The organism is Pseudotabrizicola sediminis (assembly GCF_004745575.1).
GTDB classification, from domain to species: Bacteria; Pseudomonadota; Alphaproteobacteria; order Rhodobacterales; family Rhodobacteraceae; genus Pseudotabrizicola; species Pseudotabrizicola sediminis.
Window position 1 is genome coordinate 35,205 of sequence record NZ_RPEM01000004.1, and the last position, 23,637, is coordinate 58,841.

General features: G+C 65.9%; 16 protein-coding genes. 4 read left to right on the forward strand and 12 right to left on the reverse strand.

Annotated features, from left to right (window positions below):
* Nucleotides 1–66: 66 nt before the first annotated feature.
* The 10 genes from EEB11_RS07130 to EEB11_RS07175 all read right to left on the reverse strand — a co-directional run bounded on the left by EEB11_RS07130 (nt 67) and on the right by EEB11_RS07175 (nt 17,482).
* A complete protein-coding gene (locus EEB11_RS07130) occupies nt 67–840 on the reverse strand; it encodes an SDR family oxidoreductase (protein ID WP_135429743.1) in 774 nt (257 codons plus the stop codon).
* A gap of 3 nt (nt 841–843) precedes the next feature.
* Nucleotides 844–1,026: a hypothetical protein gene (locus EEB11_RS07135; RefSeq protein WP_135429744.1), complete on the reverse strand. Its 183-nt coding sequence runs from the start codon at nt 1,024–1,026 to the stop codon at nt 844–846.
* A complete protein-coding gene (locus EEB11_RS07140) occupies nt 1,027–1,821 on the reverse strand; it encodes a S49 family peptidase (protein WP_135429745.1) in 795 nt (264 codons plus the stop codon).
* A gap of 60 nt (nt 1,822–1,881) precedes the next feature.
* Nucleotides 1,882–2,091: a hypothetical protein gene (locus EEB11_RS07145; protein WP_135429746.1), complete on the reverse strand. Its 210-nt coding sequence runs from the start codon at nt 2,089–2,091 to the stop codon at nt 1,882–1,884.
* A 100-nt stretch (nt 2,092–2,191) separates the two neighbouring features.
* A complete protein-coding gene (locus EEB11_RS07150; RefSeq protein WP_167852686.1) occupies nt 2,192–2,821 on the reverse strand; it encodes a 4'-phosphopantetheinyl transferase family protein in 630 nt (209 codons plus the stop codon).
* Nucleotides 2,814–7,310: a MupA/Atu3671 family FMN-dependent luciferase-like monooxygenase gene (locus EEB11_RS07155; protein WP_135429748.1), complete on the reverse strand. Its 4,497-nt coding sequence runs from the start codon at nt 7,308–7,310 to the stop codon at nt 2,814–2,816. The genes EEB11_RS07150 and EEB11_RS07155 overlap by 8 nt, the downstream gene beginning before the upstream one ends.
* 27 nt (nt 7,311–7,337) lie before the next feature.
* On the reverse strand, nt 7,338–8,312 hold the full coding sequence (locus EEB11_RS07160) for a glycosyltransferase family 2 protein (protein WP_135429749.1): 975 nt from the start codon (nt 8,310–8,312) through the stop codon (nt 7,338–7,340).
* Nucleotide 8,313: 1 nt separating this feature from the next.
* Nucleotides 8,314–14,706, reverse strand: coding sequence for a type I polyketide synthase (locus EEB11_RS07165; protein ID WP_135429750.1), 6,393 nt, complete (start codon nt 14,704–14,706; stop codon nt 8,314–8,316).
* A 77-nt stretch (nt 14,707–14,783) separates the two neighbouring features.
* A complete protein-coding gene (locus EEB11_RS07170) occupies nt 14,784–16,076 on the reverse strand; it encodes a glycosyltransferase family 4 protein (protein ID WP_135429751.1) in 1,293 nt (430 codons plus the stop codon).
* A complete protein-coding gene (locus EEB11_RS07175; RefSeq protein WP_135429752.1) occupies nt 16,073–17,482 on the reverse strand; it encodes a hypothetical protein in 1,410 nt (469 codons plus the stop codon). Before EEB11_RS07175 ends, EEB11_RS07170 begins: the two co-directional genes overlap by 4 nt.
* Nucleotides 17,483–17,687: 205 nt before the next feature.
* Between EEB11_RS07175 and EEB11_RS07180 the strand changes: the two genes are divergently transcribed.
* Complete coding sequence (locus EEB11_RS07180; protein ID WP_135429753.1) at nt 17,688–18,290, forward strand: hypothetical protein; 603 nt, start codon at nt 17,688–17,690, stop codon at nt 18,288–18,290.
* A gap of 34 nt (nt 18,291–18,324) precedes the next feature.
* Here the strand turns inward: EEB11_RS07180 and EEB11_RS07185 are convergent, their stop codons facing one another.
* Nucleotides 18,325–18,783, reverse strand: a complete 459-nt coding sequence (locus EEB11_RS07185; RefSeq protein WP_167852687.1) for a BLUF domain-containing protein — start codon at nt 18,781–18,783, stop codon at nt 18,325–18,327.
* Between the two features lie 493 nt (nt 18,784–19,276).
* On the opposite strand from EEB11_RS07185, the gene EEB11_RS07190 reads away from it, so the two are divergent.
* Nucleotides 19,277–20,152, forward strand: a complete 876-nt coding sequence (locus EEB11_RS07190) for a WecB/TagA/CpsF family glycosyltransferase (protein WP_135429756.1) — start codon at nt 19,277–19,279, stop codon at nt 20,150–20,152.
* Here EEB11_RS07190 and EEB11_RS07195 read toward each other — a convergent pair.
* Nucleotides 20,033–20,983, reverse strand: coding sequence for a glycosyltransferase family 2 protein (locus tag EEB11_RS07195; RefSeq protein WP_135429758.1), 951 nt, complete (start codon nt 20,981–20,983; stop codon nt 20,033–20,035). The genes EEB11_RS07190 and EEB11_RS07195 overlap by 120 nt on opposite strands.
* 330 nt (nt 20,984–21,313) lie before the next feature.
* Here EEB11_RS07195 and EEB11_RS07200 point away from each other — a divergent pair, with 330 nt between their 5' ends.
* The gene (locus EEB11_RS07200) at nt 21,314–22,249 is read left to right on the forward strand and encodes a CpsD/CapB family tyrosine-protein kinase (protein ID WP_135429760.1); all 936 of its coding nucleotides are present in this window, start codon (nt 21,314–21,316) and stop codon (nt 22,247–22,249) included.
* 3 nt (nt 22,250–22,252) lie between these two features.
* Nucleotides 22,253–23,590 carry a GumC family protein gene (locus tag EEB11_RS07205; RefSeq protein ID WP_135429762.1) on the forward strand — a complete coding sequence of 446 codons (1,338 nt, stop codon included), beginning with the start codon at nt 22,253–22,255 and terminating at the stop codon, nt 23,588–23,590.
* The last annotated feature ends 47 nt before the right edge of the window (nt 23,591–23,637 follow it).

The following is a 23,637-nucleotide window of genomic DNA, read 5'->3' on the forward strand; positions in this document are numbered from 1 at the left end:
CTTGTGTAACGCATGTGTGAACGTATTAAGAAAAGTGGACAACTTTAGCCACCCTAGCTGTCCGGATCACTCGACACCCAGAACATCGGGTGTCTTCCAGCCCAGATGCTGCCCGCCGTCCACCGCGATCATCTGGCCGGTCACTGCGGGCGAATCGAGGAAAAATCCAAGCGCCGCCGTCACATCGGAAACGTTCGCTCCCCGCCCGAGAACGGTGGCCGCGCGCTGCCGCGCGAAGTGGTCGGCAGACTGCCGGCCGCCTTGCAAGGTCGGCCCCGGGCCGATGCCATTCACGCGCACATGCGGGGCCAGCCCCTGCGCCGCCGTGCGTGTCAGCGCCCAAAGCCCCATCTTGGCGATGGTATAGCTGGCAAACTCGGGCGTCAGCTTGTGCACCCGCTGGTCTATCATGTTCACCACCAACCCTTGCGCCAGCGGCTCGCCCTGCGCGTCCGGCACCGCCTGCGGGCATTGCGCCGCAAAGCCCTGTATCAGCACAAAGGGCGCGCGCAGGTTGCTTTCCATCGCGCGGTCCCAACTGGCCCGCGTGCCGGTCTGAACCGTGTCATATTCAAAAATCGACGCGTTGTTGACCAGCACCGTCAGCGGACCCAAAGCAGCCACCGCGCGCGGCACCAGCGTTCCCACCTGCGATTCAGCCAGAAGATCGGCCTGAAGCGCCACAGCGCGGCGACCCATACCCACAATCTCGTCCACCACCGCCTGCGCTTCATCAGCAGATGATGCGTAATGCACCGCCACATCATGCCCGCGCGCCGCAAGATACAGCGCCATCTCGCGGCCAAGCCGCTTGCCCGCCCCGGTTACCAAAGCCGCCATGCCTCAGCCCTTCTTTTCGCAATCACAACGTTTGCCGATGATGTACCGCCCGCAAGACCGGCACACAGGCCCGCGCCCCAGCGCTTTGGCTTTCATCCGGTCAATCGCCGACGGGAACACCAGTTTTCCAACCATCCCGACCAGCACCATCGCCAACAGGAAGATCAGGATAATCTTGAACAGCATCTACAGCCCATAGCGCGCCCACAGGGCACGCTCCTCAACCGAGGCCATCAGCGTATCGCTTAGCGTCATGCCAAAGCGTTGCAGCAGCCCGCGCCGTTGGCCATAAGGCACCAGCCGTACCTTGTCGCCGAACACCTCTTTCATCTTGGGCACCAGATGGCCGATGCCATCGGTCAGCCCGGTGTCGACACTGGCGCGGCCCACCCAGATATCGGCGTTGAACAGATCGGCATCCGGCTTCAGCCGCGCGCCACGCCGCGCCTTGACCTGCGCGATGAAATTGTCATGCAGTGGGGCCAGCATCGCGTTGATCCGCTCCACATCCTCCGGCCGTTCGGGCTTGAACGGGTCGGCAAAAGACTTCGACCGGCCCGCTGTATGTACCCGGCGTTCGACACCGTTTTTCTGCATCAACTCGTGAAACCCAAAGCTGGCATAGATCACGCCAATGGACCCCACCAAGGATGACTCGTCCACCCAGATATGATCTGCCGCCGTAGCCAACCAATAGCCGCCCGATGCCGCGATATCCTCGACAAAGCAATGCACTGGCACCTTCTTTTCCACCGACAACCGCCGGATACGCGCGGCGATCAGCGACGATTGCACCGGCGACCCGCCGGGCGAATTGATGACCAGCGCCACCGCCGCCGGCTTGCCACGGGAAAAGGCACGCTCGAACAGCGGGGCCAGGGCCTGATCAGACAGGCTGCGCGCGCCAGTGCCAATCGCGCCCTGCAGGCGGATAACGGCGACGAGAGGCGGTTTGGGCATAAAGGGGATGAGATGCTTCATGCCCCAGAGGTAAGTCGGACCCCGACCCCGAACAAGGGCAAAGCGGCGTTTCGCCCCGGTTTAGCCCTGACGTACACGGGTGTAATCCACGGGCCTGTCACGGGCCAGCCAGATATAGGCGAATACCCCTGACAAAAAGCCAAGTGCAGCCAGCAGGCTGGCGACCAGAATCTGCCCTTGATCCTGTGTATCCGCCGACAAAGCCAGATAGCCAAAGGCCCAGAACCCAGACCAGCTGACCACGCAGATCAGTGCGACAAGTTTGTTCATTGCATCCTCCAAAGCACCGCATGTCCTCCTCAAGACACGTGGACACCCGGATGATAGCGCATCGCATGCGCCTGTCGCGACAATTCGTCGCCACCCTGCGTCAAAGACGTGCCAGCGTCAGCACATGGCCACCGACCCGCAGGATGCGCCCATTGATCCGGTCGCCAATGGCAAAGGGCGGCACGGCCTGGGTGAACACGGCCACAAAGCGATCCCCCTCAACCTCGACACGCATGCCGTAAAAGCCATAGAGTGTGCGACTGACGGCATATTGCGCCTTGAACGCAGCTTCCTTGGCGCAGAACACCGCTTTGGCCTGTGCGCCGGTGATCCCCGACCGTTCCTCGGGCCGCAGGATATCGTCCCACAGGTCTGGCTCCAGTGGGGTGTCTTCCTCCAGATCAATCCCGATCCCCCGGCACAGGGCATCCGGCATCACCACCGCCAGGCAGTGCCGCCGGGTGTGGGTGATCGACCCCACCACCCCCGCAGGCCAGACCGGCGCACGATCCGCGCCCATTGGTATCGCGTCTGCCGCTGCGCCGATCCCAGCCAAGGCCATCCGCACTGCCGCTCGCCCCGCCGCAAACTCGCGCTGCCGCAGGGGCACCGCCCCCGGCAAAGCCTCTCCCTGCATCAGCGGACAATCGGCACTCGGGTCGGTCCAGCCGATCCCTGCACCCTCGGGGGCGATTCCCCGCAGCGCCGCCAGCAAGCCTGTGTCAGGCATCCACGCCAGCCCGCCCAGCCCGCATCGCGCGCCTGCGCGCCATGGCATCCGCTCGTGCCCCGGCCTGCCCCGCCAGCCCTGTGGATTGCGCAACGGCAGCGGGCTTTGACCCGTCATCCAGATGGGCCGCCAATGCCGATAACGTGGGAAAGCGAAAGATATCCGTGATCGACAGCCTGGTCGCCCCCAGCGCCTCGCGGATTTCGCGATGCGCCTGCACCGCCAGCAAGGAATGCCCGCCCAGCGCAAAGAAGTTGTCCCTGGCCCCGACCTTGGGCACGCCCAACACCCGCGCCCAGACCGCCGCGATCTGCGCCTCGATATCCGACGCAGGCGCAACAAAGGCCGTCGCCTCCTGCCGAACCCCCGGCTCCGGCAGCGCTTTGCGGTCCACCTTGCGGTTGGGGGTCAGCGGAAATGCCTCCAGCGTCACGATATGCGCAGGCACCATATGCCCCGGCAAGGCCAACGCCAACGCCGCCCGCAGGCCCGCCTCCTGCGCCACCCCGGTCACATAGCCTACCAGCCGCAGATCGCCGGGGCTGTCCTCGCGGGCCGTCACCACGGCCTGGCGCACCCCCGGCTGCGCCTCCAGCACCGCCTCGATCTCGCCCAGCTCAATCCGGTAGCCGCGCAACTTGACCTGATTGTCAGTGCGGCCAAGGAAGTCGATCTTCCCATCCGCCCGCCTGCGCACCAGATCCCCCGTGCGATACATCCGCGCGCCCCATGGACAGGCGCGGTCTGTGGTCACGAACGGGTCGGGCAGAAACCGCTCTGCCGTCAGATCCGCGCGCTGCCAATAGCCACGCGCAACCCCATCGCCGCCGATCCACAATTCGCCCGCCGTGCCCACCGGCACCGGCTGCTGTGCCGCGTCCAGCACGTACATCTGCTGATTGGCCAGCGGCGTTCCGATGTTCGAAACACCTTCTGTTGTGGTCACCGCCTCTACCGACGACCAGATCGTCGTTTCGGTCGGGCCATACATGTTCAGGATGCGCGCCGATGACGCCGCGCGCAGATCCTGCACCAAAGCCCCCGGCAGTGCCTCGCCGCCCACCATCACCGTCTTCACCCCGGCCAGCGCCAAGCGCGACTCGTCATTCATCGCAATCATCCGTGCCATGCTGGGCGTGCATTGCAGATGCGTGACCTTGTGCCGGATCAGCTGGGCCGCGATGGAGTAATCGTCCGCCTCCACGCCCTCCCCGGCATTCGCCCGCCGCACCACCTCGGCCAGTGGATACAGCCCTTCCATCACCTGCTCGGGCGCGATGCCATAGTCGATCAGACAAGCCACCTCGCCCACGCCGATCAGCCTGAGCTGCTCGACCCGCGCCAGCGCATCCTCGACCGTGCCGAACAGGCCCGAATCCTCAAAATACCGCTGAAAGGCGAAATCCAGAATTGCTTCATTTTCCTCTGTACTTAGCGACCGCAGGTCGATGTCCATCGGGTTGGTCACACCCTGCGGCTTCTTGAACGCCGGGAACGCCCAGGCATACTGCTTCACAAGACCGACCGCCGCCGCCAGATAGGCCTTCATCGGTGCCTCGGCCACCCGCCGCACCTGGGCCCGGTCGCGCCCGACGTAGGAATGAAGCATCAAGGTCACCACCCCCGCGTCCGGGTCATGCCCGGCCTTGGCGCGTGCAGCGCGGTACAGCTTGATCTTGCCCGCGACCTCTTCCACCGACTGGCCCAGCAGATGGGTCAGCACATTGGCCCCCATTTCCCCCGCCTCGCGCCAGGTTTCAGGGTTGCCTGCGGTGGTTACCCACAGCGGCAACTCTCGCGATACCGGGCGGGGCTGGGTCACCACCGGGAACATCGTCCCGTCAGCTTTGGCAAACTCCACCGCCTCACCGCGCCACAGGCGCCGCACCTGATCGGCGGCGGCGTACATTGCTAACTTGTTGTTTGGCGGCGTATTTTCGGGGCGCAGCACGAAGTCATCCGGCTGCCAGCCGCTTGCAATCGCCATCCCTGCGCGCCCGTTGGTCAGGTTGTCGATCACCGCCCATTCCTCGGCAATCCGCGCCGGATGGTGCAGGGGCACCACACAAGACCCGGCCCGGACGCCGATGTTTTTCGTGACCGCCGCCACCGCCGCGCCCGTCACCGATGGGTTCGGGTATGGCCCGCCGAAGGCATGAAAGTGCCGCTCCGGCGTCCAGACCGCGACAAAGCCGTGCGTGTCGGCGAACTTCGCGCCCTCCAGCAGCAGTTCGTATTTCTTCGGACCGACACCATCGTCGTTTCCCCAGTAATACAATGAAAAATCTATGTTTTTTTCGAATTTGACCCGCCCTGACGACACCAGCGCCCGGTTCTCATCGGACGAGATTACCACCTTGAACCCGCGCGCCAGCGTCCAGAACAGCTCGAGCACCGATATGTCGAACGACAGTGAGGTGACGGCCAGCCAGATCCCCGGATCGGTGCCGATGCGCTGATCCATGCCGGTGAAGAAGTTCGCCACGTTGCGATGTTCGACCATCACCCCCTTGGGTCGCCCTGTTGAGCCGGATGTGTAGATCATATAGGCCAGATCGCCCGGCGTGACACCAGATGTGGGGTTTGTGTCAGACGCCCCCGCAATCCGCCCGTCGGTATCCAGACACAGCGCACCCACCTGCCCCGGCAGCCCCCCTGCCAGATCGCTGCTGGTCACGATCACCGGGCAGGCGGAGTCCTCAATAAAAAGCGATGTTCTTTCAGCGGGATAGGTCGGGTCCATCGGCACATAAGCCCCCCCGGCTTTCAGAATTGCCAGCGCGCCCACCAGCATGTCCACGCTGCGGCGAATGTGAAGGCCGACCAGACCCCCCGGCCCCACGCCCATGCCGCGCAGCACGTGCGCCACCCGGTTGGCGCGGGCATTGAGGGCGGCATAGGTCAGCTCCACCGCTTCAACGCTGATCGCGGGTGCATCCGGTGTTCGCAGAACCTGCGCCTCGAACGCCTGATGCACACAGTATGTTTCGCGTATGGCCAACGTCTGGTTTACGTCATGCAGCACAGCATGACGTTCGTGCGGTGGCAGCATTGGCAGGTTGAAGACCGGGGCCGCATCTGTGGCCACCCCGGCGACGTAAGTCAGCCGCTCTGCGAGCGCCGCCGCTTCGGCTTTGGAGATGCGTGAGAGGTCAGCATGCAGCGCGCCATCCGAAAGTGTGATCACAGCGCCGGGCATGGCTGCGCCGTGCAACGACACCGCCACCTGTGGCATGGCCAGACCGGCCAGCGCCGCATCGCGTGTCATCAGGTCGAGCGGGAACCCCGCTGCGCGTTCGGCCAGCAGGGCCGCCTTTGCCGCACCGACAGTGCCATCCGTCGCAATCCGCACCGGCACCCAGCCGCTGCTATAGCCCGTCAGCCCCGGTGCTGCCGACAGCGCCACGTCGGGGCTGTCCAGCCCCGACACCCGCGCCAGTGCCACCGCCAGCGTGGCGGCATCCCCCGCCACCGCCAGCCGCAGCCAGCCGTGACCATCGCCTGAGCCTGCGACCACCAGCGGCGACAGTGCCGCCAGCCGCATCCGCATCGCAGGCTCGAACGGCACCAAAGCTGCATGCGCCGCCGTCAGCGCATCTGCATCTTCCAGTCGCGTATTGTCCGTCACCGTCGACGGGCACACCGGCAGGCCGCGCGCCTGGCAGGTCAGCCGGTGCAACCGCACCGCGCCCGTGGCACAGGCCACCACCACCCCTTCGGGTGAGGAAGACAGCACCGCCCCCGGCGCGCCCACGCCAGCCACCACCTCCGCCGCACCCACATTCAGCACCCCGAATGCCCCGGCAATCTTTGCCGTGGTCAGCGGGTTCCAGGTGCGGCCATGATCCAGCGCCCGCACCATGCCCGCGACCGCTTCGGCGGGCTGCGAAAAGTCCAGCCGCCCGAAGGCTGCTGGTCGGTCGGCGCGGGCGAAGACCTGCCGTTGCGCAAAATCCTGCGGCACCGGGCGCAGGCCGGTTTCCATCTGCGTCATCACGGCGGGAAAACTCTCTACCCCCGCTTCGAAGCAGCGGGTGTTCAGGGTCAGCGCGGTCTCTCCCGCAGGCACGTCAAACAGCCGTTGCTCCAGAATGTCGCCCTCATCGACGCCATCGGTCATCAGATGCCAAGTGATGCCATGCCGCGATTCCCCGGCCAGCAGCGCCCAGACCGGCGCGTTCAGCCCGGCATAGCGCGGCAACAGGCCGTCGTGAAAGTTCACCGCGCCGCGCGTGGCCAAGGCCCGCACGTCTGCAGGCACCAGCGACAGGTTGGCCACCGACAGCAGCCAGTCGCAGGCCACGCCTGCCAGCCGATCGGTCAGCCCCGCGCCCGGCAGTTCAACCCGCACCCCCTGCGCCAAGGCCCAGGTCCGCACGCGCGTGTCCCGCGTGACCACCGCCGCCAGCCGGTGCCCGCGCGCCAGCCATGCGGTACCGCAGGCCTGCGTCAGGCTTTCGTTGCCGATCAGAAGCGCTGTCAGACCCATTTCATTCTCCTTGCCGCCGCAGCGGCCTTATTTCGCCTCAGGCCGGAAGCCGGACACCGCCCAGCGCACCGCATGGGCCGACATATCCCAAAGGTAATGCGCCGGGTCGATCACCTGCCTGCGCTGGATCAACGCCCGCACCCGCCAGATCAGCCCGCCCGCCACATGCGCCGCTGTCGCGGCCAGTGCATAGGCGCGGCCATGCGACCGAGTGTAATAATACATCCGCGAGTCGAGCCAGAACCGCGGGATGCGCTGCCAGCCCTTCATGCCGGTGGACACCGACCCGATATGCTCGACCCGGCTTTCCAGCACGTAATCGGTAGGGAAGCCTGCACGGGCGGCGCGCAGGCACAGTTCGGTTTCCTCGAAATACAGGAAAAACGTCTCGTCGAACAGGCCGATCCGGTCCAGCACCGATTGCCGCATCATCAGGCTGGCCCCGGCCAGCCAATCCACCCGCCCGGTTGCCACCGGCAAGGGCGGTGCGACGACTGATCTGCGCAGCAGGCGGGTGATCGGGCCAAAGCGGGCGGCCTGTTCAAATTCCCCCGCAATCGACGGAAAGCGGAAGGCGCTGTGATGCGGCGTGCCATCCGTCCCGTGAATATGACTGCCCGCAAACCCGGTGCCCGGATGCGACTCCAGATGCGCCAGCAGCGCGCGGATGGCATCGGGGGCGGGAAAGGCATCAGAGTTCAGCAGATACACATAATCGGGCCGCTGTCCGCCCGGCAGTCCGGCCCGGATGCCAAAGTTGTTGCCCGCGCCAAAGCCGCCGTTGCGCCCCGATTGCAGCACCCGCACGCCATGCGGGCCCTTGTCCCAGCCGCGGGCTGCGACCGCGGCTGTCATCTGCTCAAAGCTGCCATCGCCCGAGGCGTTGTCGACAATCACCACCGCGCCATCGATGCCCTGCATCGCCGCCAGCGCGGCTGTCGCGGATCGTAGGGTCATCTCTGCCGTCCGCCAGTTCAGGATCACTGTCAGCACGCTGGCCATCTTATTCCGCCGCCTGTTCCAGCTGCCGGGGTGCCGGTCCGTCAACGCCTTCGATCACTGCCCGCATCCGTGCCGACAGCACCCGCACGTTGGGTTCCAGCACCATGGAGTCGTGATCGCCCGGCACCTCAATCACCTGCAGCGCCGGGGCGAATTGCGCAAGGTCGTTGTCGGGCATCACGACTTCGCGTGCCGCACTGACCCAGCGCCCGCCCGTCACCTGCCAGCGCTTGTCCAGCGGCGGGCGGAACAGCACCACCGCGCCCTGACGCGGGGCCATGGCGTAGCGTGGCAAGGCGGCGCGGAACGCGGCCTCGATCGCGGCATTGTGGAACGCGCCTTCATCGGTGGACGCGGCCCCCTGCGCCGCCTTCCACGCCTGCTTTTCGCGCCACCAGCGGGCGAAGAAGCCGGGGCCTTCGGCGCGCAACTCGGCCGCGCGGATCATCAGCTTGTCGGCCTTGGACAGCGTTGGCCGCAGCGGCACGGGCGTGTCGAGCAGCACCACCAGCGGCACCTGTTCCCCCGCGGCCTCCAGCTGGCGGGCGATTTCCCAGGCGATCAGGCCGCCCCCCGAGAAGCCGCCCAGCAGATAAGGGCCATGCGACTGCACCTGCCGCATCTCGGCGATGTAGTCGCGGGCGGCGTCGGCGAAATCGTCATGCGGTCGCGCATCGCCATACAGCCCGCGCGCCTGCAGGCCGTAAAAGGGACGGTCGCCGCCCAGAAGCTGCGCCAGATGGCGCAGGTTCAGCACGTTGCCGAACATGCCGGCGACGAGGAAGAACGGCGTCTTCGCCCCGCCCTCACCGCGCCCTTCGCCTTTGTGCATCGGCACGATATGGGTGAACCGGCGCGGGGCGGGTTTGGCGGTGGGCGTGGCGTCGCGGGTGTCCTGCGGGCCGATCTGCGCTTCGATCAGGGCGGCGCAGGCAGCAATCGTCGGGGCCTCGAACAGCACCGAGATCGGGAAATCAGTGCGATAGGCCTTCTTGACCATGGCAAACAGCCGCACCGCGATCAGGCTGTGGCCGCCGAGGTCGAAGAAGCTGTCGTTGACCCCCACTTGGGCCACGCCGAGCAGATCCTGCCAGAAACCCACCAGCGTGCGTTCGATGTCGTTGCGCGGTTCGACATAATCGCTGTCCAGATCGGGACGTTCAAAGCTGGTGGCCGCACCGCGCGCGGCGTCGACCACATCCGCTGCGCGGATCAGCGCCGGCAGGTCGAGGGACGAGACGATGATCTGGCTGTGCCCCAGCGCCACGGCGCGGGCAAAGGCCTCGGCCCCCTCGCTCGGGCGGATGCCTTGCGAAAAGGCGTGCAGCAGGCGGTCTTCGGCGGCGGAGGTGGCGCGGGGTTGCGGTGCGTCAAATTCCAGGCTGCGCGGATTGGGGGCGGTGAGGGTAAGGCCGCCGTCCAGCCGGTGAATGGTGAAGCCCTGCACTTCGATGCAGACCTCGCCTTCGGGGGTCGCCAGCGTGATGTCGAACACGGCGGTGCCGCGCGCGGCGGTGTTGAGGGTGTTGGGGGCGGCGGTGCGCATGTGGCTGATGATGCGGGCGGGCAGCGGGCGATAGACCCTGACACGCGCGTAAGACACCGGCACCCAGAGGTGATCAGGCCGGTAGCCGTCGATCAGCCCCATGGCCCAGCCGGTCGCCAGATCCGTCAGCGCCGGATGAATGCGCCAGCCCTCATCCGGCTCATGGCGGTACGCCTCTGGCAGGGCCAGATGCGCCAGCCCTTCACCGGCACCGATCGCGCGGGAGCGCAGCACGCGCCAGCGGGCGCCGAAGTTCAGATGCGCCTCTTGCGGGCTGCGCAGGCCATCGCCGGTTTCCGGCTGTGGCAATCGGGCCGCTATGGCGGCCACGTCGATGCGCGGGGCAACCTCTGCCAAGGGCAGGAGGCGGGCAGAGGCATGGTGCAGCCAGCCGGTGCGGCCCTTGGCCATCAGGCCGGAGTGCAGGTCGAACCCGTAACCCTCATCGCTGCGCTGCAGGCGGGCCCGCACCGGGCGCGGTGCATTGGCTATATCCAGCGCGCGGAAAAAGGTCAGGTCGCGGATTTCAAAGGCGTCGGTTTCGCCCTGTGCGGCCCATGCCTCGGCCATCACCTCCAGATACCCCGTGCCGGGGATCAGGGCGGTGCCATCCCTGGTGCGGTGCTGATCCACGACCCAGCGGTCGGTAGCGTAGCTGGCATGGAAGACGCGGTTGCCATGGCGGTCGAACCCGGCCTCGTCCAGCATCTGCGCGTTGATGGGCTGGCGTGGAGACTCTGGCCGCCCGGTACGGTCGGCCAGCGCTTCTGCCGCCATGCCAACGCCCTGCCAGATGCCCCAGTTCAGCGCGACCACACGGGTTTTGCCGCCCGCGCGATGCTTGGCATAGGCGTTGAGGTATTCGTTCGCCGCCACATAGTCGATCTGCCCCGCAGGGCCGGTCACGGTGGAGGTTGAGGAGAACAGCACCAGAAGCGCGATGGAGCCATCGGGGAACAACCGCTCCAGCACCTGCGTGCCGTGCAGTTTGGGGGCAAACACCTCTTCCACCTCGGCCGGGGATTTGGTCAGCAACGGGCCGTCATCGACCACGCCCGCCGCGTGGATCACCGCATGCACCGGGCCAAAGCGCGCCTCACCCGCCACCTTTGCCGCCTGCATCTCGTCCACATTGGCCACATCTGCGCGGGCGACCAGCACCTGCCCGCCCAGACCTTCCAGCCGTTGCAGGGCCAGAATGCGGCGCGCCAACGGGTCACCCGGGGACGCCTTGGCGAGAACTGCGGGCCAGCCCGTCCGGTCGGGCAATGCGCGCCGCGCGATCAGGGTGATCCTGACGCCAAAGCGGCGGATCAGGTCTTCGGCCACGGTCAGCCCGATGCCGCCGAAGCCACCGGTGATCAGGACATGGGCACCCTTTGGCAGGTCAAACCCGCCGCGCGGCAAGGCCACGGCCCTGAGGCCCGAGGCGTAGCGCCGCCCCTTGCGCCATGCGGCGATGCTGGGCTGATCTGACAGCACCTCTTCCAGCACGACGTCCGCCGCATCGCCCGGCCCAAGGTCCAGCAGGCCCACCAGCACCCCCGGCACTTCACGCGGGATCACGCGCGCCGGGCCCAGCACCATGGCCTTTTCCGGGTAGGCAATGGCTTCACCCTTTACCTGTGCTGCACCTGTGGTCAGCACCGTGAGGCGGATCGGGCGGGGCAGGTTTTCCGCGGCCAGCGCCTGGCCCAGGAACAGCAGCGCATAGAACCCCTGTTCGATATTGCGGTGCAGGAAACTGGACCCGGGGCGGAAGGTTTCCTTGGCCGTCACCAGCCAGCCATGCACGATGCGGCTGGGGGCCATCCCCCGCGCCACCAGATCGCGGATCAGGCTGTCATAGCCTTCGCGGCCACGTTCGGGCGACAGGCGGTAATCGCCAGCTGCGTCGCGGGCAAAGGCATCGCCCGCGCGCACGCGTACCACCCGGTGCCCTGCTTGCGCCAGCCTGTCGGCTACGGTGGCGCACAGACCGGTGTCATCGGTGAAGATCAGCCAGGTTTCGGGCGCTGCTTCGGGCAGATCATCCAGATCAAAACCTGCGGCCATGGGGCGCCAGTGCGGCATCCAGCCCCACTGCGTCAGGTCGTCAATGCGGGCGGGCGGGGCCTCGGCCTGTGTGTGCTGGGTTTCGGCGGGGGCGATGAAATAGGGTTTGCGCTGGAAGGCATATGTCGGCAGCGGCACGCGCTGGCGGGGCGCGTCGCCCCAGATCTGCCCCCAGTCGACCGCCACGCCGCAGGCCCAGAGCCGCGCCAGCGTGACCATGTGCCAGGCGTCATCCGGCATGGCCTGATCGGGGTGCCGCAGGGCCGGGATCACCTGACCAGAGGCTATGCCATTGGCCTGCGCCAGCGACGACAGCGCGCGGCCGGGCCCCATTTCCATGTACACCCGCCTGGGTTCGGCCATCAGCGTTGCCATGCAGGCCCGAAAATTTACCGTGCCGCGCAGGTGCTGCACCCAGTAGTCCGGGTCGGTTGCCTGCGCTGCTTTGAGTTCTGTGCCGGTGCGGTTGGAGATGATCGGCAAGGTCGGGGGCGACAGCGGGATGGAGCGGAGGTAATCGCCGAACCGCGCAAGGATCGGTTCCAGCATCGCGGAATGCGCGGCGATGTCGATGGCGATGCGCTGGGTTTCCACGCCCTCGGCAACCAGTTTCGCCGCGAGGTCAGCGAGGGCGCTGTCGGGGCCGGATACGACACAGAGATCGGGCGCATTCACCGAGGCGATGTCGAGCGGGGCCGTGGCATCTTGAATATTATTGCCAAGATGAACGCCAAGGCGATCAAGGGCCGCGCGCAGGCCGGGTTCGGACAGCGGCACGGACAGCATGCCGCCCGGCGCGATGGTGTCGAACAGCGTGCCCCGCAGGTGGACGAGGCCGATGCAGTCGTCAAAGCTCATCACGCCCGCAAGGGCAGCGGCAGTGTTTTCGCCCATCGAATGGCCGATGAGGGCGGTGGGGGTGATGCCCCAGCTTTGGAACAGTTTGGCCAGTGCGTATTCGGTGATCATGATCAGCGGCAGCTGGACCGAGGGGCGTTTCAGTGCCTCGGTTGCGGCGGTTTCGGCCCCCGGTGCGGGCAGCCACAGGGCGCGGATGTTGTAGTCGAGTTTGGGCTCCAGCACCGCGAGGCCACGATCCATCCAGTCGGCAAAGACCGGTTCGGTCTCGTACAGGTCGCGCGCCATTCCGGCATATTGCGCGCCGCCGCCGGGGAACATGAAGATCACCTCCGGGTCGTCGCCCAGATGGTCGTGGGTGAAGACGCGGCGGGGGTCGTTGCTTTCGAGCAGGTCTGCCGCCTCGGCGTGGCTGCCCGCCACCAGCACCCGGCGTTTGTCAAAGGCGCGGCGGCCTTCCTTGAGGGTGAAGGCCACATCGGCCAGGGGCTGGTCGGGGTTTGCACGAAGATGCGCGGCCAGCCGGGTGGCGGCGTCATCCAGCGCGGCTTTGCTGCGGGCCGAGAGGACGAGCGGCTGGAAGGGCCAGTCGCTTTGCGCCGGTGCGGGGCGCAGCGGTGCCTGTTCCAGCACCGCATGGGCATTGGTGCCGCCGACGCCAAGGCTGTTCACGCCTGCACGCAGCACAGGTGCGGTCCACGCGGTCAGCCTGTCGTTCACGCGGAAGGGTGAGGTTTCGAAATCAATCGCCGGGTTCGGGGCGTCATAGCCGAGGCTGGGCGGCAGTTCGCGGTGGTGCAGGGCGAGGGCCACCTTGATCAGGCTGGCCACGCCCGCAGCCGTATCCAGATGGCCGATGTTGGTTTTCACAGAGCCGATGCGGCAGGTGCCCACCGCATCGGTGGTTTCACGGAAGGCGGCGGTCAGGGCCGCCACCTCGATCGGGTCGCCCAGATAGGTGCCGGTGCCGTGGCATTCGACATAGCTGACGGTGTCAGCCGTGACCCCGGCCACCGCCTGCGCCTCGGCGATGCAGCGGGCCTGACCGTCGACCGAAGGCGCGAGGTAGCCCGCCTTGGCCGCGCCATCATTGTTGACCGCCGAGCCCTTGATGATGGCCCAGATGTGATCGCCATCGCGCAGCGCATCGACCGCGCGGCGCAGCACCACGCAGCCCGCGCCCGAGCCGAACACGGTGCCCTGCGCGCGGTGGTCAAAGGCATGGCAATGACCGTCGGGCGACAAGATCTCGCCCTCGGTATACAGATAGCCGCGCGCATGGGGCAGCTCGATGGTGACGCCGCCCGCCAGCGCCATGTCGCATTCGCCGTTCAGCAGGGCCTGTGCCGCGTAATGCACCGCAACAAGGCTGGTCGAACAGGCGGTCTGCACATTGATGCTTGGCCCTTTCAGATCAAGGATATGGCTGACGCGGGTGGCCAGAAAATCCTTGTCATTGCCGGTGTGGCGCAGCAGGAACATGCCGGTCTGATCGACCAGATCGCGGTGCGAGCAGAGGTTGAAATAGAAATATGACCCCATGCCGCAGCCTGCCCAGACCCCGATGGGGCCGGGGAAGTTTTCCGGCGGATGGCCCGCATTTTCCAGTGCTTCCCAGGCGACCTCCAGAAACTGGCGGTGCTGGGGGTCGAGGATCGCGGCCTCTTTGGGGGAAAAGCCGAAGAACTCGGCGTCGAAGTGGTCGAACCTGTCCAGCACAGCCGCCGATGGCACGTAGTTCGGTTGTGCCATCCTGGCCGGAGATTCCCCGGCCGCCAGCAGATCGGCCTCGTCCAGCACCCGGATCGATTCCACCCCGTCCCGAAGATTGCGCCAATAGGTGCCAATGTCTTCGGCACCCGGCAGATGTGCGGCCATGCCGACGATCGCGATGTCGGTGTCGGACAGGTCGGATGGCAATGGAAGATCGGGCATGATGGGCGTACTCGGGGGGCGCAGGCTGGTGCTTTGGCTATGGACAAAACTTGGCTAAAATAAGGTAGTTGGTGGGGTCAGCCCGGACCGAAGGGGGCGGGTTTTGGCCGGTCGGGGGTCATGACCCAGCGATAGATGTCAAGGATCTGCGCGGCCTTGCGGTCCCATGTGAACAGCGCCTGCACCCGGGCCAGTGCGGCCTGACCCTTTTGCGCCACCTCGTCCGGATGGTCAACGCAATGGGCCAGCCGTGCGGCCAGCCCGGCAATCACCCCTGCGCGCCCGGTGATCGGGACTTTCCATCCGGTCGCATCGGTGACCAGTTCGGTGGGGCCTGCATAATCGACCACGATGGGGGCAAGGCCCAGCGCCATTGCCTCCAGCACCACACCGCCGCCGAACTCGCGGATCGACGGAAAGGCCAGCAGCTGACAGCGCGCCGCGATGTGCTGCACCTGCGCGTGATCCTGCCAGCCGTGAAAGACAACCGCCGCGCCAAATTCGGCGGCCTGGGCGCGCAGGGCGGGCATCTGGTCGCCATCGCCGATGATATCCAGCGCCAGCCTGCCGCTGCGCAGCAGGGGGGCGGCGGCACTGATCAGCATATCGACGCCTTTGAGCGGCACCAGACGCCCGATGAAGCAGGCGCGCATCGGCCCCGGGCCGTTGTGGCGGGCAAGGGTATTGAACCGCGCCGGGTCCACCGCGTTTTCGGGCAGATAAATCACCCGGCCGTGATGCGCCGCTGGAATCTCACGCAGCGTCTGCCGTGATCCGGCCAGAATGGCATCGGCGCGCAGGGTGCCCTGCCGCCCCGGCAATGCCCGGTAAAGCCCACGCACCTGCGACAGCCATTCGCGCTCGCGCGCCATCTCGGCCTGAAACCCCTTGGGCCAGGGCACGCCGCCGTTGATCGGCCCCAGCACGAAGGGCACGCCCGCGCGGCGGCATTTCGCGGCAATGGGGCTTTGCTGCACCGGGGAAAGTGGCGTGATCCGGTGCACCACATCATAGCGCCCGGCGCAGATCTCTTTTCCAAAGCGCTGCCACACCAGATGTTCAAAATATGGATAGCTGATCGTGGCCACCGCCTGCTGAATCGTCCAGCCGCCGCGCCCGCCGGTCAGGAAGGTGCCCAGCTTCCACAAGGGCCGCGCGAGGGCTTCGGAATCGATGGCGGTAAAGTCCACCCCTTCCACCAGCCCGGCGCGCAGGATGGCGTCGCGGTTGCGCACCTGTGTCACCAGATGCACATCGGCCACCCGGGCCAATGCCCGCGCCAAAGACCAGCCGACCAGCGGCACCGACACCCAGTCCGGGTTCGCCGCCTCGGCCAGCAACAGCACGCGCGGGCGGAGTCCGGCGGTCATATCACCGTCCGCCCGGGCGGCAGGGCGTGGCCCATCGCCTGACGGCGCGCCACCTTCCACGCGCTGCGCAGCGTCTCGGCATGGCCCAGCACCGCGCCTGCCATCAGCCAGGTAAACGGGATCAGCGTGTCATTGGGCAGCAGATCCACCAGATTGACCGCCAGCAGAAGCACCACCGCAGCGGCAAAGGGCGACAACAGTGCGGCAGGCTGGCGCAACGCCTCGCGCGCCATCAGGCCGACGGGCAGGGCCAGCAGGCCAAATTCCGCAAGGTAACCCGCCCAACCGAAGGTGCCCAGGGTAATGATCCAGCCGCCATCGGCGATCACGTTGATCTGCCCGCTGACCGGGTCATGCAGGAACCCGCGCCCGTAAAGGCCCCAGCCAAACCAAGGTCGTTCGGCCGCACGGTTCAGGAGCAGCTCTTCGTTGGTGATCCGGAACGCCAGCGATGCCCCGCGTTCCGCGTTCAGCCCGGTGGCAAAGGTCAGGATATCCTGCACCGGCACCAGATGCAGCCCGCGCAGCAGCGGATAGGTGATCACCACCGCAACCATCAGCCCGGCGAACAGAATCTGCAACCGGCGCGGCACGATCAGCACCAGCGGGGCCAGCAGCAGCGCATAGACAACCGGCCCGGCGCTGCGGCAAAGCAACAGCACCACAAACAGATAGACCGCTGCCAGCAAGGCCCCGGGCCGTGACGTGGCAGGCCCCACCCGCAGCAGCGTCACGGCCGCGACGAAACACATCATCGCAAAGAACGCGACCCACAGCCCGTGCGGCATGAAGACAAAGGGCCGGAAGCCGCCAAACCGGATCGCCTGACTGAAATCATGCTGGAAATAGCCATAGATCCGCAGGTTCAGCTGTGGCGACATCCGCGCCTCATAGAGCATCGGCAGCGAATAGATCAGCCCGGCGATCACCAGCGCCACCACGATGGCGCGCATCGCCTGTTCGCTTGCCAGATACCGGCGCGCCAGAAAGAACGGCACCAGCGCAATCGCCTGATTGGCCACAACCGCCACACTGTCATAGATCCGCAGCGCCTGCAGCCGGGACGCCTGAAACCAGATCTCGTCGCTGTTGGTCAGCACCGTGGCAAACGGGCTGAGGAGATACAGCACGATCAACCCGCGCCCGATACGCGATGCGGGCAAAACACCGACCCTGTGTCGCAGCAAAAACAGCACGGCCGCCAGCGCCGCCAGACCGCCGACCGCATCCTTGTCGATGCCCGGCACCACCGGCAGGTCAAGCGCGATGACCGGCGGCAGCAGCATATAGGCACCCAGCACGGACCAGATCAGCGCGCGTGCCGGATCCAGTTTCGTGAACAGGATCCACGAAACCACCGGCCACAGGGCCAGCATCAGATAGGCAAGCGTGTTTGCAATGGGCATCTGTGTCTGGCTGTCTGTATTCTGCGGGCCGCGATAGCACGGATCGGCCCGACTGTCTTGCCATCGCTTCGCGGCGCGACCGCGCCTTGAATGCGGCGCTGAAAGGGCATGGCGGGAGACGCGGCGCGGCAGGTGGCCTTGTGTGGCATCATGCTCTATACAGCAAAGCCTTGCAGCCTTTTGCGCTGTGGAAAGGGCAAAGATCATGCTTTGGGAAATCCGGACGCACATGAAACCGGCGCTGGGGATCATCGACCTGATCCCCAACATCCATCGCACCCCGGCGCTGGCCGCGCTGCGCCGTGCCGTGCTGGAAGGACGGCCCGCCACGTTCCGCATGTCGGATGAGGACAGGGAACTGGCCTTTCACGACGCCCATGTGCAGCTGACCTCGCCCATCGGCGCGCGTGTGCTGAAGGTGCTGCATGATGCGGGACATCTGAAGCTGAAGAAACCACCAGCCAAAACCCTGCCCGCGCTGGAGGCCTATATTGCCACCGAACCGGTGTTTCGCGCCGATGTTGCGCGCATTCTGGCGGCTGAGGAGGCAAAGCGCCTGCGTCTGGCCGACATCATCGCCGATCCGGCCTGTGCCCGGCCGGAAGAGCTTGATCCCTACCTGATCGACAAGGTGATCTCGTATCACCTTGGCCACGCCGCAACCGGGACGATAGAGATTGCCGGTCTGCCCTGCCACCGCAGCCGCAGCCCCGGCGACCCCGCAGACGCCGACCGCTACCGCGCCGAAGACCGCATGCTGTGCTGGTGGACCGACAGCAACGGGCAGCGACAGGGCGAGGCCGGATGACGGGCTAAGCCGGTGACGGGCTGGCCGGGTATGCTCAGGTCAGGATCGGCCCGCCATAGCGCATCATGCCGAACCTGAAGCGGTTGTACATCTGACGGGTCAAGGCCAGGGCGACGGGCTCGTTTGCCGCGCTCCCCCCGGCCAGGCGCAGCAACCGGGTCAGACAGTCTTGCGCCGGACCTTTGTAACCATACAGCGGGTCTGGCCCGGCATATCCCATGGCCCAGTGCGAAAACACCCGTTCGTCCACCGGCTGGTTCCAAAGCCGCAGCACGCCGACATGGCGGGTGTCGCCAAGAATGCGCATGTAGCAGCGTTCAACAGCGCACCTTTCGCCTTCCAGAACCTGAAAGAACGACTGATCGTGGTACAGCATAACCCCAGTGATGCCGTCACGGGTGTTGTTGCGCACAGACACCTCCAGCAGGTCGGCGAGGCGATCAGGGCAGAGCGGCTCGGGCGCGGCGCTGGTATAGGCAAGGTGATGAAACATTCTGGACCGTGGTTTTTCTTCTGACTGTCTGGATCTGGCGCAGCGGAGCTGACCAAAAGGGGGCTGATGCAGGCACCATGGATGGCACCACCCGCCGCCCCGGAACGCCCGGGTGCGGTTTCGGGCCGAATAGGGCATTCCCCCTGAGGATCTTCGCGGCACGATTGGGTGCCTGTTTGCCTGTGCTGGATCTACACGACCCTGTTCTTTGCTGTTTGCGAGGCGCATGACGGGCTTTTAACCTATGTATAGGATAAATGATTTGATCCAGATCAGTCTGATCCGGCATCCGATGACCCATTTCGGACATCGAGAATTCTACTGGTCAAGGGCACGGTCAAAGTGTTAACAAATTCTTAACACACAAAAGCCAACCCCCTGAAATTAAAAGGATCAGACCCTTGTAATAAAAGGGAAAACCTCGTTTCCGTCCATTTTCCGCCTTGCCCGTCGCCTTGACACAAGGCCCGGGCAACTCTCGAAAGCCCGACGCGTGCGGTTCCAGTTTCCTGACCAGATCATCACCGTGAACATCCCCGACCAGACCTGCCTGCTGGCAGAGGTCCGGGCAAGGCTGAAGGCTGGGCAGGGGTTCACTCTGGCAACCCTTAACCTCGATCATCTGGTGAAACTGCGCGCCTCTGCCAGCTACCGGCAGGTCTATGCGGCGCAGGATCTTATCGTGGCCGATGGCAACCCGATCGTCTGGCTGTCGCACCTTGCCCGCCGCCCAGTGGCGCTGGTGCCCGGATCCGATCTGCTGCGCCCGCTGTTGCAGATGGCGGCGGAGGACGCGGTTCCGGTGGCATTCTACGGGTCCACCCCCGCCGTGCTGGCGCAGGCCGCCCTGAACCTGAATGCCGAGATGCCGGGCCTTCGGGTGGTCTGGTCCGGCGCGCCGGTGATGGGATTTGATCCCGGCGGACCGGAAGCCTTGGCCGCCCTGACCGCAATGCAGGCCACCGGGGCGCGGCTGTGCATCATCTCGCTGTCCGCCCCCCGGCAGGAAGCTTTCGCCGCTTTTGGCCGGACCATGGCCCCCGCCATCGGCTTTTGCGGCTTTGGCGCGGGCCTTGACTTTGTGGCAGGCCAGCAGACCCGCGCCCCGCACTGGATGCGCAAACTGGCGCTGGAATGGTTGTGGCGGGTGATCTCTGCCCCGCGCCGGCTGATCCCGCGCTATCTGGCCTGCATCGCGATCCTGCCCGGTCAGGTGATTGCCGCCCTGCGGCAGCGCAGGGGCTCAGCTTCACTTGTACTCGATCAGCCCCCGCCGTCGGCCCCGCAGCCGGTTCAGATGAAACCCCAACGCGCCCTGCGCCTCGGCGAAGCGCCCCACCACGATCAGCAGCCCCCAGGACCAGCCTGACCGCCGCGCCAGACGGACCACCTGCGCAGGATAGGCCAGCGCCAGCGCCCAGCCAGCCGGATGCACCACGCCCGCCGCGATCACGGCCAGCGGACCCGCCGCGCCCCACAGCAGCGCCCGCCGGTGTTCGGCGACCCAGTGGCGCTCGGACCCCGCGCCATGCAGCTGCGCCCCTTCGGCGAAGGCATGCCCCGACCGGACCATCCGCCGCCACCATTGGCCAAACCGCAGCAGGGCCGCGTCATGCAGGGTCATCGCGGCATCAATCCGCCGGATGGTGCCGCCAGCCCGCCGCAGGCGCAGGCACAGGTCCGGCTCCTCTCCGGCGATCAGGTCGTCGCGGAAGCCGCCAACGGCCATGACAGCCGCAAAGCGCATCAGGGCATCGCCGCCGCACGCCATTGCCTGCCCCACGGGCGTATCCCATTCCTGGTCGGCCATCGCATTGTAGACCGAGGCTTGGGGAAACCGCTCTCGCCGTCTGCCGCAGACCACCACGGCGGAGGGATGGTGATCAAATGCCCGCAGCGCCGCTGTCATCCAGCCGGGTTCCAATGTGCAATCGCCGTCGATCAGTTGAACAAACTCGGGCGGTGCCCCGGCCAGCGCCGCCAGCCCCGCATTCCGCGCTCGGGCAGCGGTGAAGGGCTGGGCCATGTCCAGCGCGACGACCTGTGCCCCCGCGGCTGTTGCTGCGGACACCGACCCGTCGGTGGACCCGCTGTCGACATAGACCAGCCGCCGGACCTGACCTTGCAGAGATGCCAGACAGGCCACCAGCCGCTGCCCTTCATTCCGGCCGATCACCACCGCATCAATGATCGCGGTCATCCCTGCTGCCCCCGTTTGCTGCCCCGCCAAGCCTAAAGCCGACCCCGGCCAAACACCATGCCCCACGGACAGGGAGACACGGGCGGCAACGGGGGTGACGACGGGGGTAGCGACGGGGGTAGCGACGGGGGCAAAGCCTTTCATTTCGGAAGACATTCTGCTAATCATCAGGGGAACTGGACGGGGGTCTGGTGCGTTTGAAACGGTTGCAGGACACCACGCGTGGCTTGTCATCGGCCAAGACAAACCAAAAGTCGTGGCTTGCTGGCTTGCAGGTCTGATTTACGGCAAGCAGCCCCCGCGCTGCGCTTTTCAGGAGCGTGCCATTACATGGCCCGACACAACAAGTTGGCGTTACCAGTGCAAAAGTCGATGGATATGGGGATTTTGACGATGGCCGAGGAGGGCGATGCCCCGTCGCGGCGGAGCCGCCTGATGCCTGCGTCGGTGTTCCGCCCCGGCAAGGCACCCAAACGGCAGCCAAAACCGCTGGACGGCACCCTGAACCGCGATGTGTTTTCCGACGCCTACCCCCTTGCCCTGTTCAGCCCCGCAAGGGTCTGGGAATCGCTGTCTGCGATCAGCCTTGATAGCGACCATCTGGCCGGAAACGGTTTGTTCACCAATCCGGACCAAAGCCTTGCGGGCACCGCATTCGACATTCTGCGCACCCGTGTGTCGCAGGCGATGGTCGAGCGTGGCTGGAAACGCATCGGCGTGACATCACCCACCCATGGCTGCGGCAAGTCGTTCACGGCGGCCAATCTGGCGATGGCCCTTGCCCGGCGCCCCGGCAGCCGGACGGTGCTGCTTGACCTTGATTTGCGGCGTCCCGGTCTGCACAGCCTGTTTGGCGCAACACCCAGCGGCGCGCTGCGTGACTTTCTGGATGGCAGCCAGCCGATGGACCAGCTTTTCGTGCGGGTTGGCAGAACGCTGGCCATCGGGTTCAATTCTGAGGCCGCGTCCGATGCGGGTGATATCCTGCACAGCGCGGAGACGCTGCAGGCGCTGGAGTCCATCGAACAGCTGCTGGACCCTGAAATCATCGTGCTGGACCTGCCCCCGGCGCTGGTCAGCGATGATGTGCTGGCCATGCGGGGCAAGCTGGATGCGGTTCTGGTGGTGGTCGACGGCAAGCAAAGCACCGCGAAGGACATCCGCGCCTGTGAGGCACTGTTTGAAAACCGGATTCCCCTGATGGGCATCGTTCTGAACCGTGCGCAGGACCGTGGCCTTGGCCGCCTGCGTTACGGGCAGGACTAGGCGATGGGTCCGATTCAAACCGTTGAAGATCTGGTCAGCCTGATCCGGCGCCGGATCTGGCTGATGGTGCTGATCACGCTGACCGGAACCCTGCTTGCGGTCGCATATGCCAAGACGCGCCCCGATGTGTTCGAGGCGACCGCCGTGCTGCAGGTTGAGTTCCCTATGGTCAGCGAAGGCGGGCGGGCCCTGGCCGTGCCGGTGAATGTTCTGCAACTGCTAACCAGCATTGAACAGCGTCTGACCACGCGCGAAACCATGATCACGCTGATCGAACGTCACAGCCTGTTTGCCGATGCGCCGGGCATGTCGCTGGAAGACAAGGTCGATGCGATGCGGCGGTCGATCCGGTTTCAAAGCGTGACAGGGCCGTCGGGGGCCCTGTCGGCGCTGATCATCGTGGCACAGGCCGGGCGGGCCGAGGATGCGGCGCGCATCGCCAATGACCTGGCCCAGAGCGTGCTGGATCTGGGGGCCGAAGGCAAGCGCGCGACTGCCGAGGCCAGCTTTGCCTTTTTCAGCGAACAGGAAAACCGACTCTGGCAAGAGATCGCCACGCTGGAGACCGAGATTTCGGATTTTCGCAATGCCAATCGCAGTGCATTGCCCGGGGTACGCGAGGCACGGCAGGACGAGATTGCCCAGCTGGAAACCTCGCTGCGCGGGCTGGATCAGGAGATAACGGGCCTGCAAAGCGAGGCGGCGCAGATCGGCACCTTGCAGACCCCGCGCGCAACAGACCGGCGGCGGCAAGAGGACATCGCGCAGCGGTTGTCCGTGCTGACGGCGCAGCGCGCGCCCCTTCTGGACCGCAAAACGGCGCTGGAGGAGACCCTTGGCAACACAGCCGAGGTGGAACGTGTGCTTTCCGCCTATGACCGGCAGATGCGGCAGTTGCAGGATCAGTATTCGCTGGTGTCACAGCGCAAGGCCGAGGCGGAAACCGCACAAAGCCTTGCCGCGCGCCAGCAGACCGAACGGTTTGCCATGCTGGAACGCGCGATCACCCCCGACTATGCGATCGGCTCTGGTGGCCGAAAAATAGCAATTGCCGGGTTGATCGGCAGTGCCGGTCTTGCCCTTGTTCTGGCCTTTGTGCTTGATCTGCTGAACCCTGTCATCCGCACCGCCGCCCAGATGGAGCGCGAACTGAACCTGCGCCCGGTGGTGTCGATCCCAGAAGTCCAGCACCGCAGCCGCAAGCCGCTGGGGCGCAGGGTGATCACATCGCTGATCGAGAACGATGCCGGACACTTGCCGGGCATGACCGGAAACCGCAGCCGCCTTGTTCTGGGCGGGGCCGTGCTGGCGCTGGTTCTGATGGCGGTGGTGCTGAAGTGACCGCCGCAGGATGTTTCGGATGATACAGGATGGCAGTTCTGCAAAGC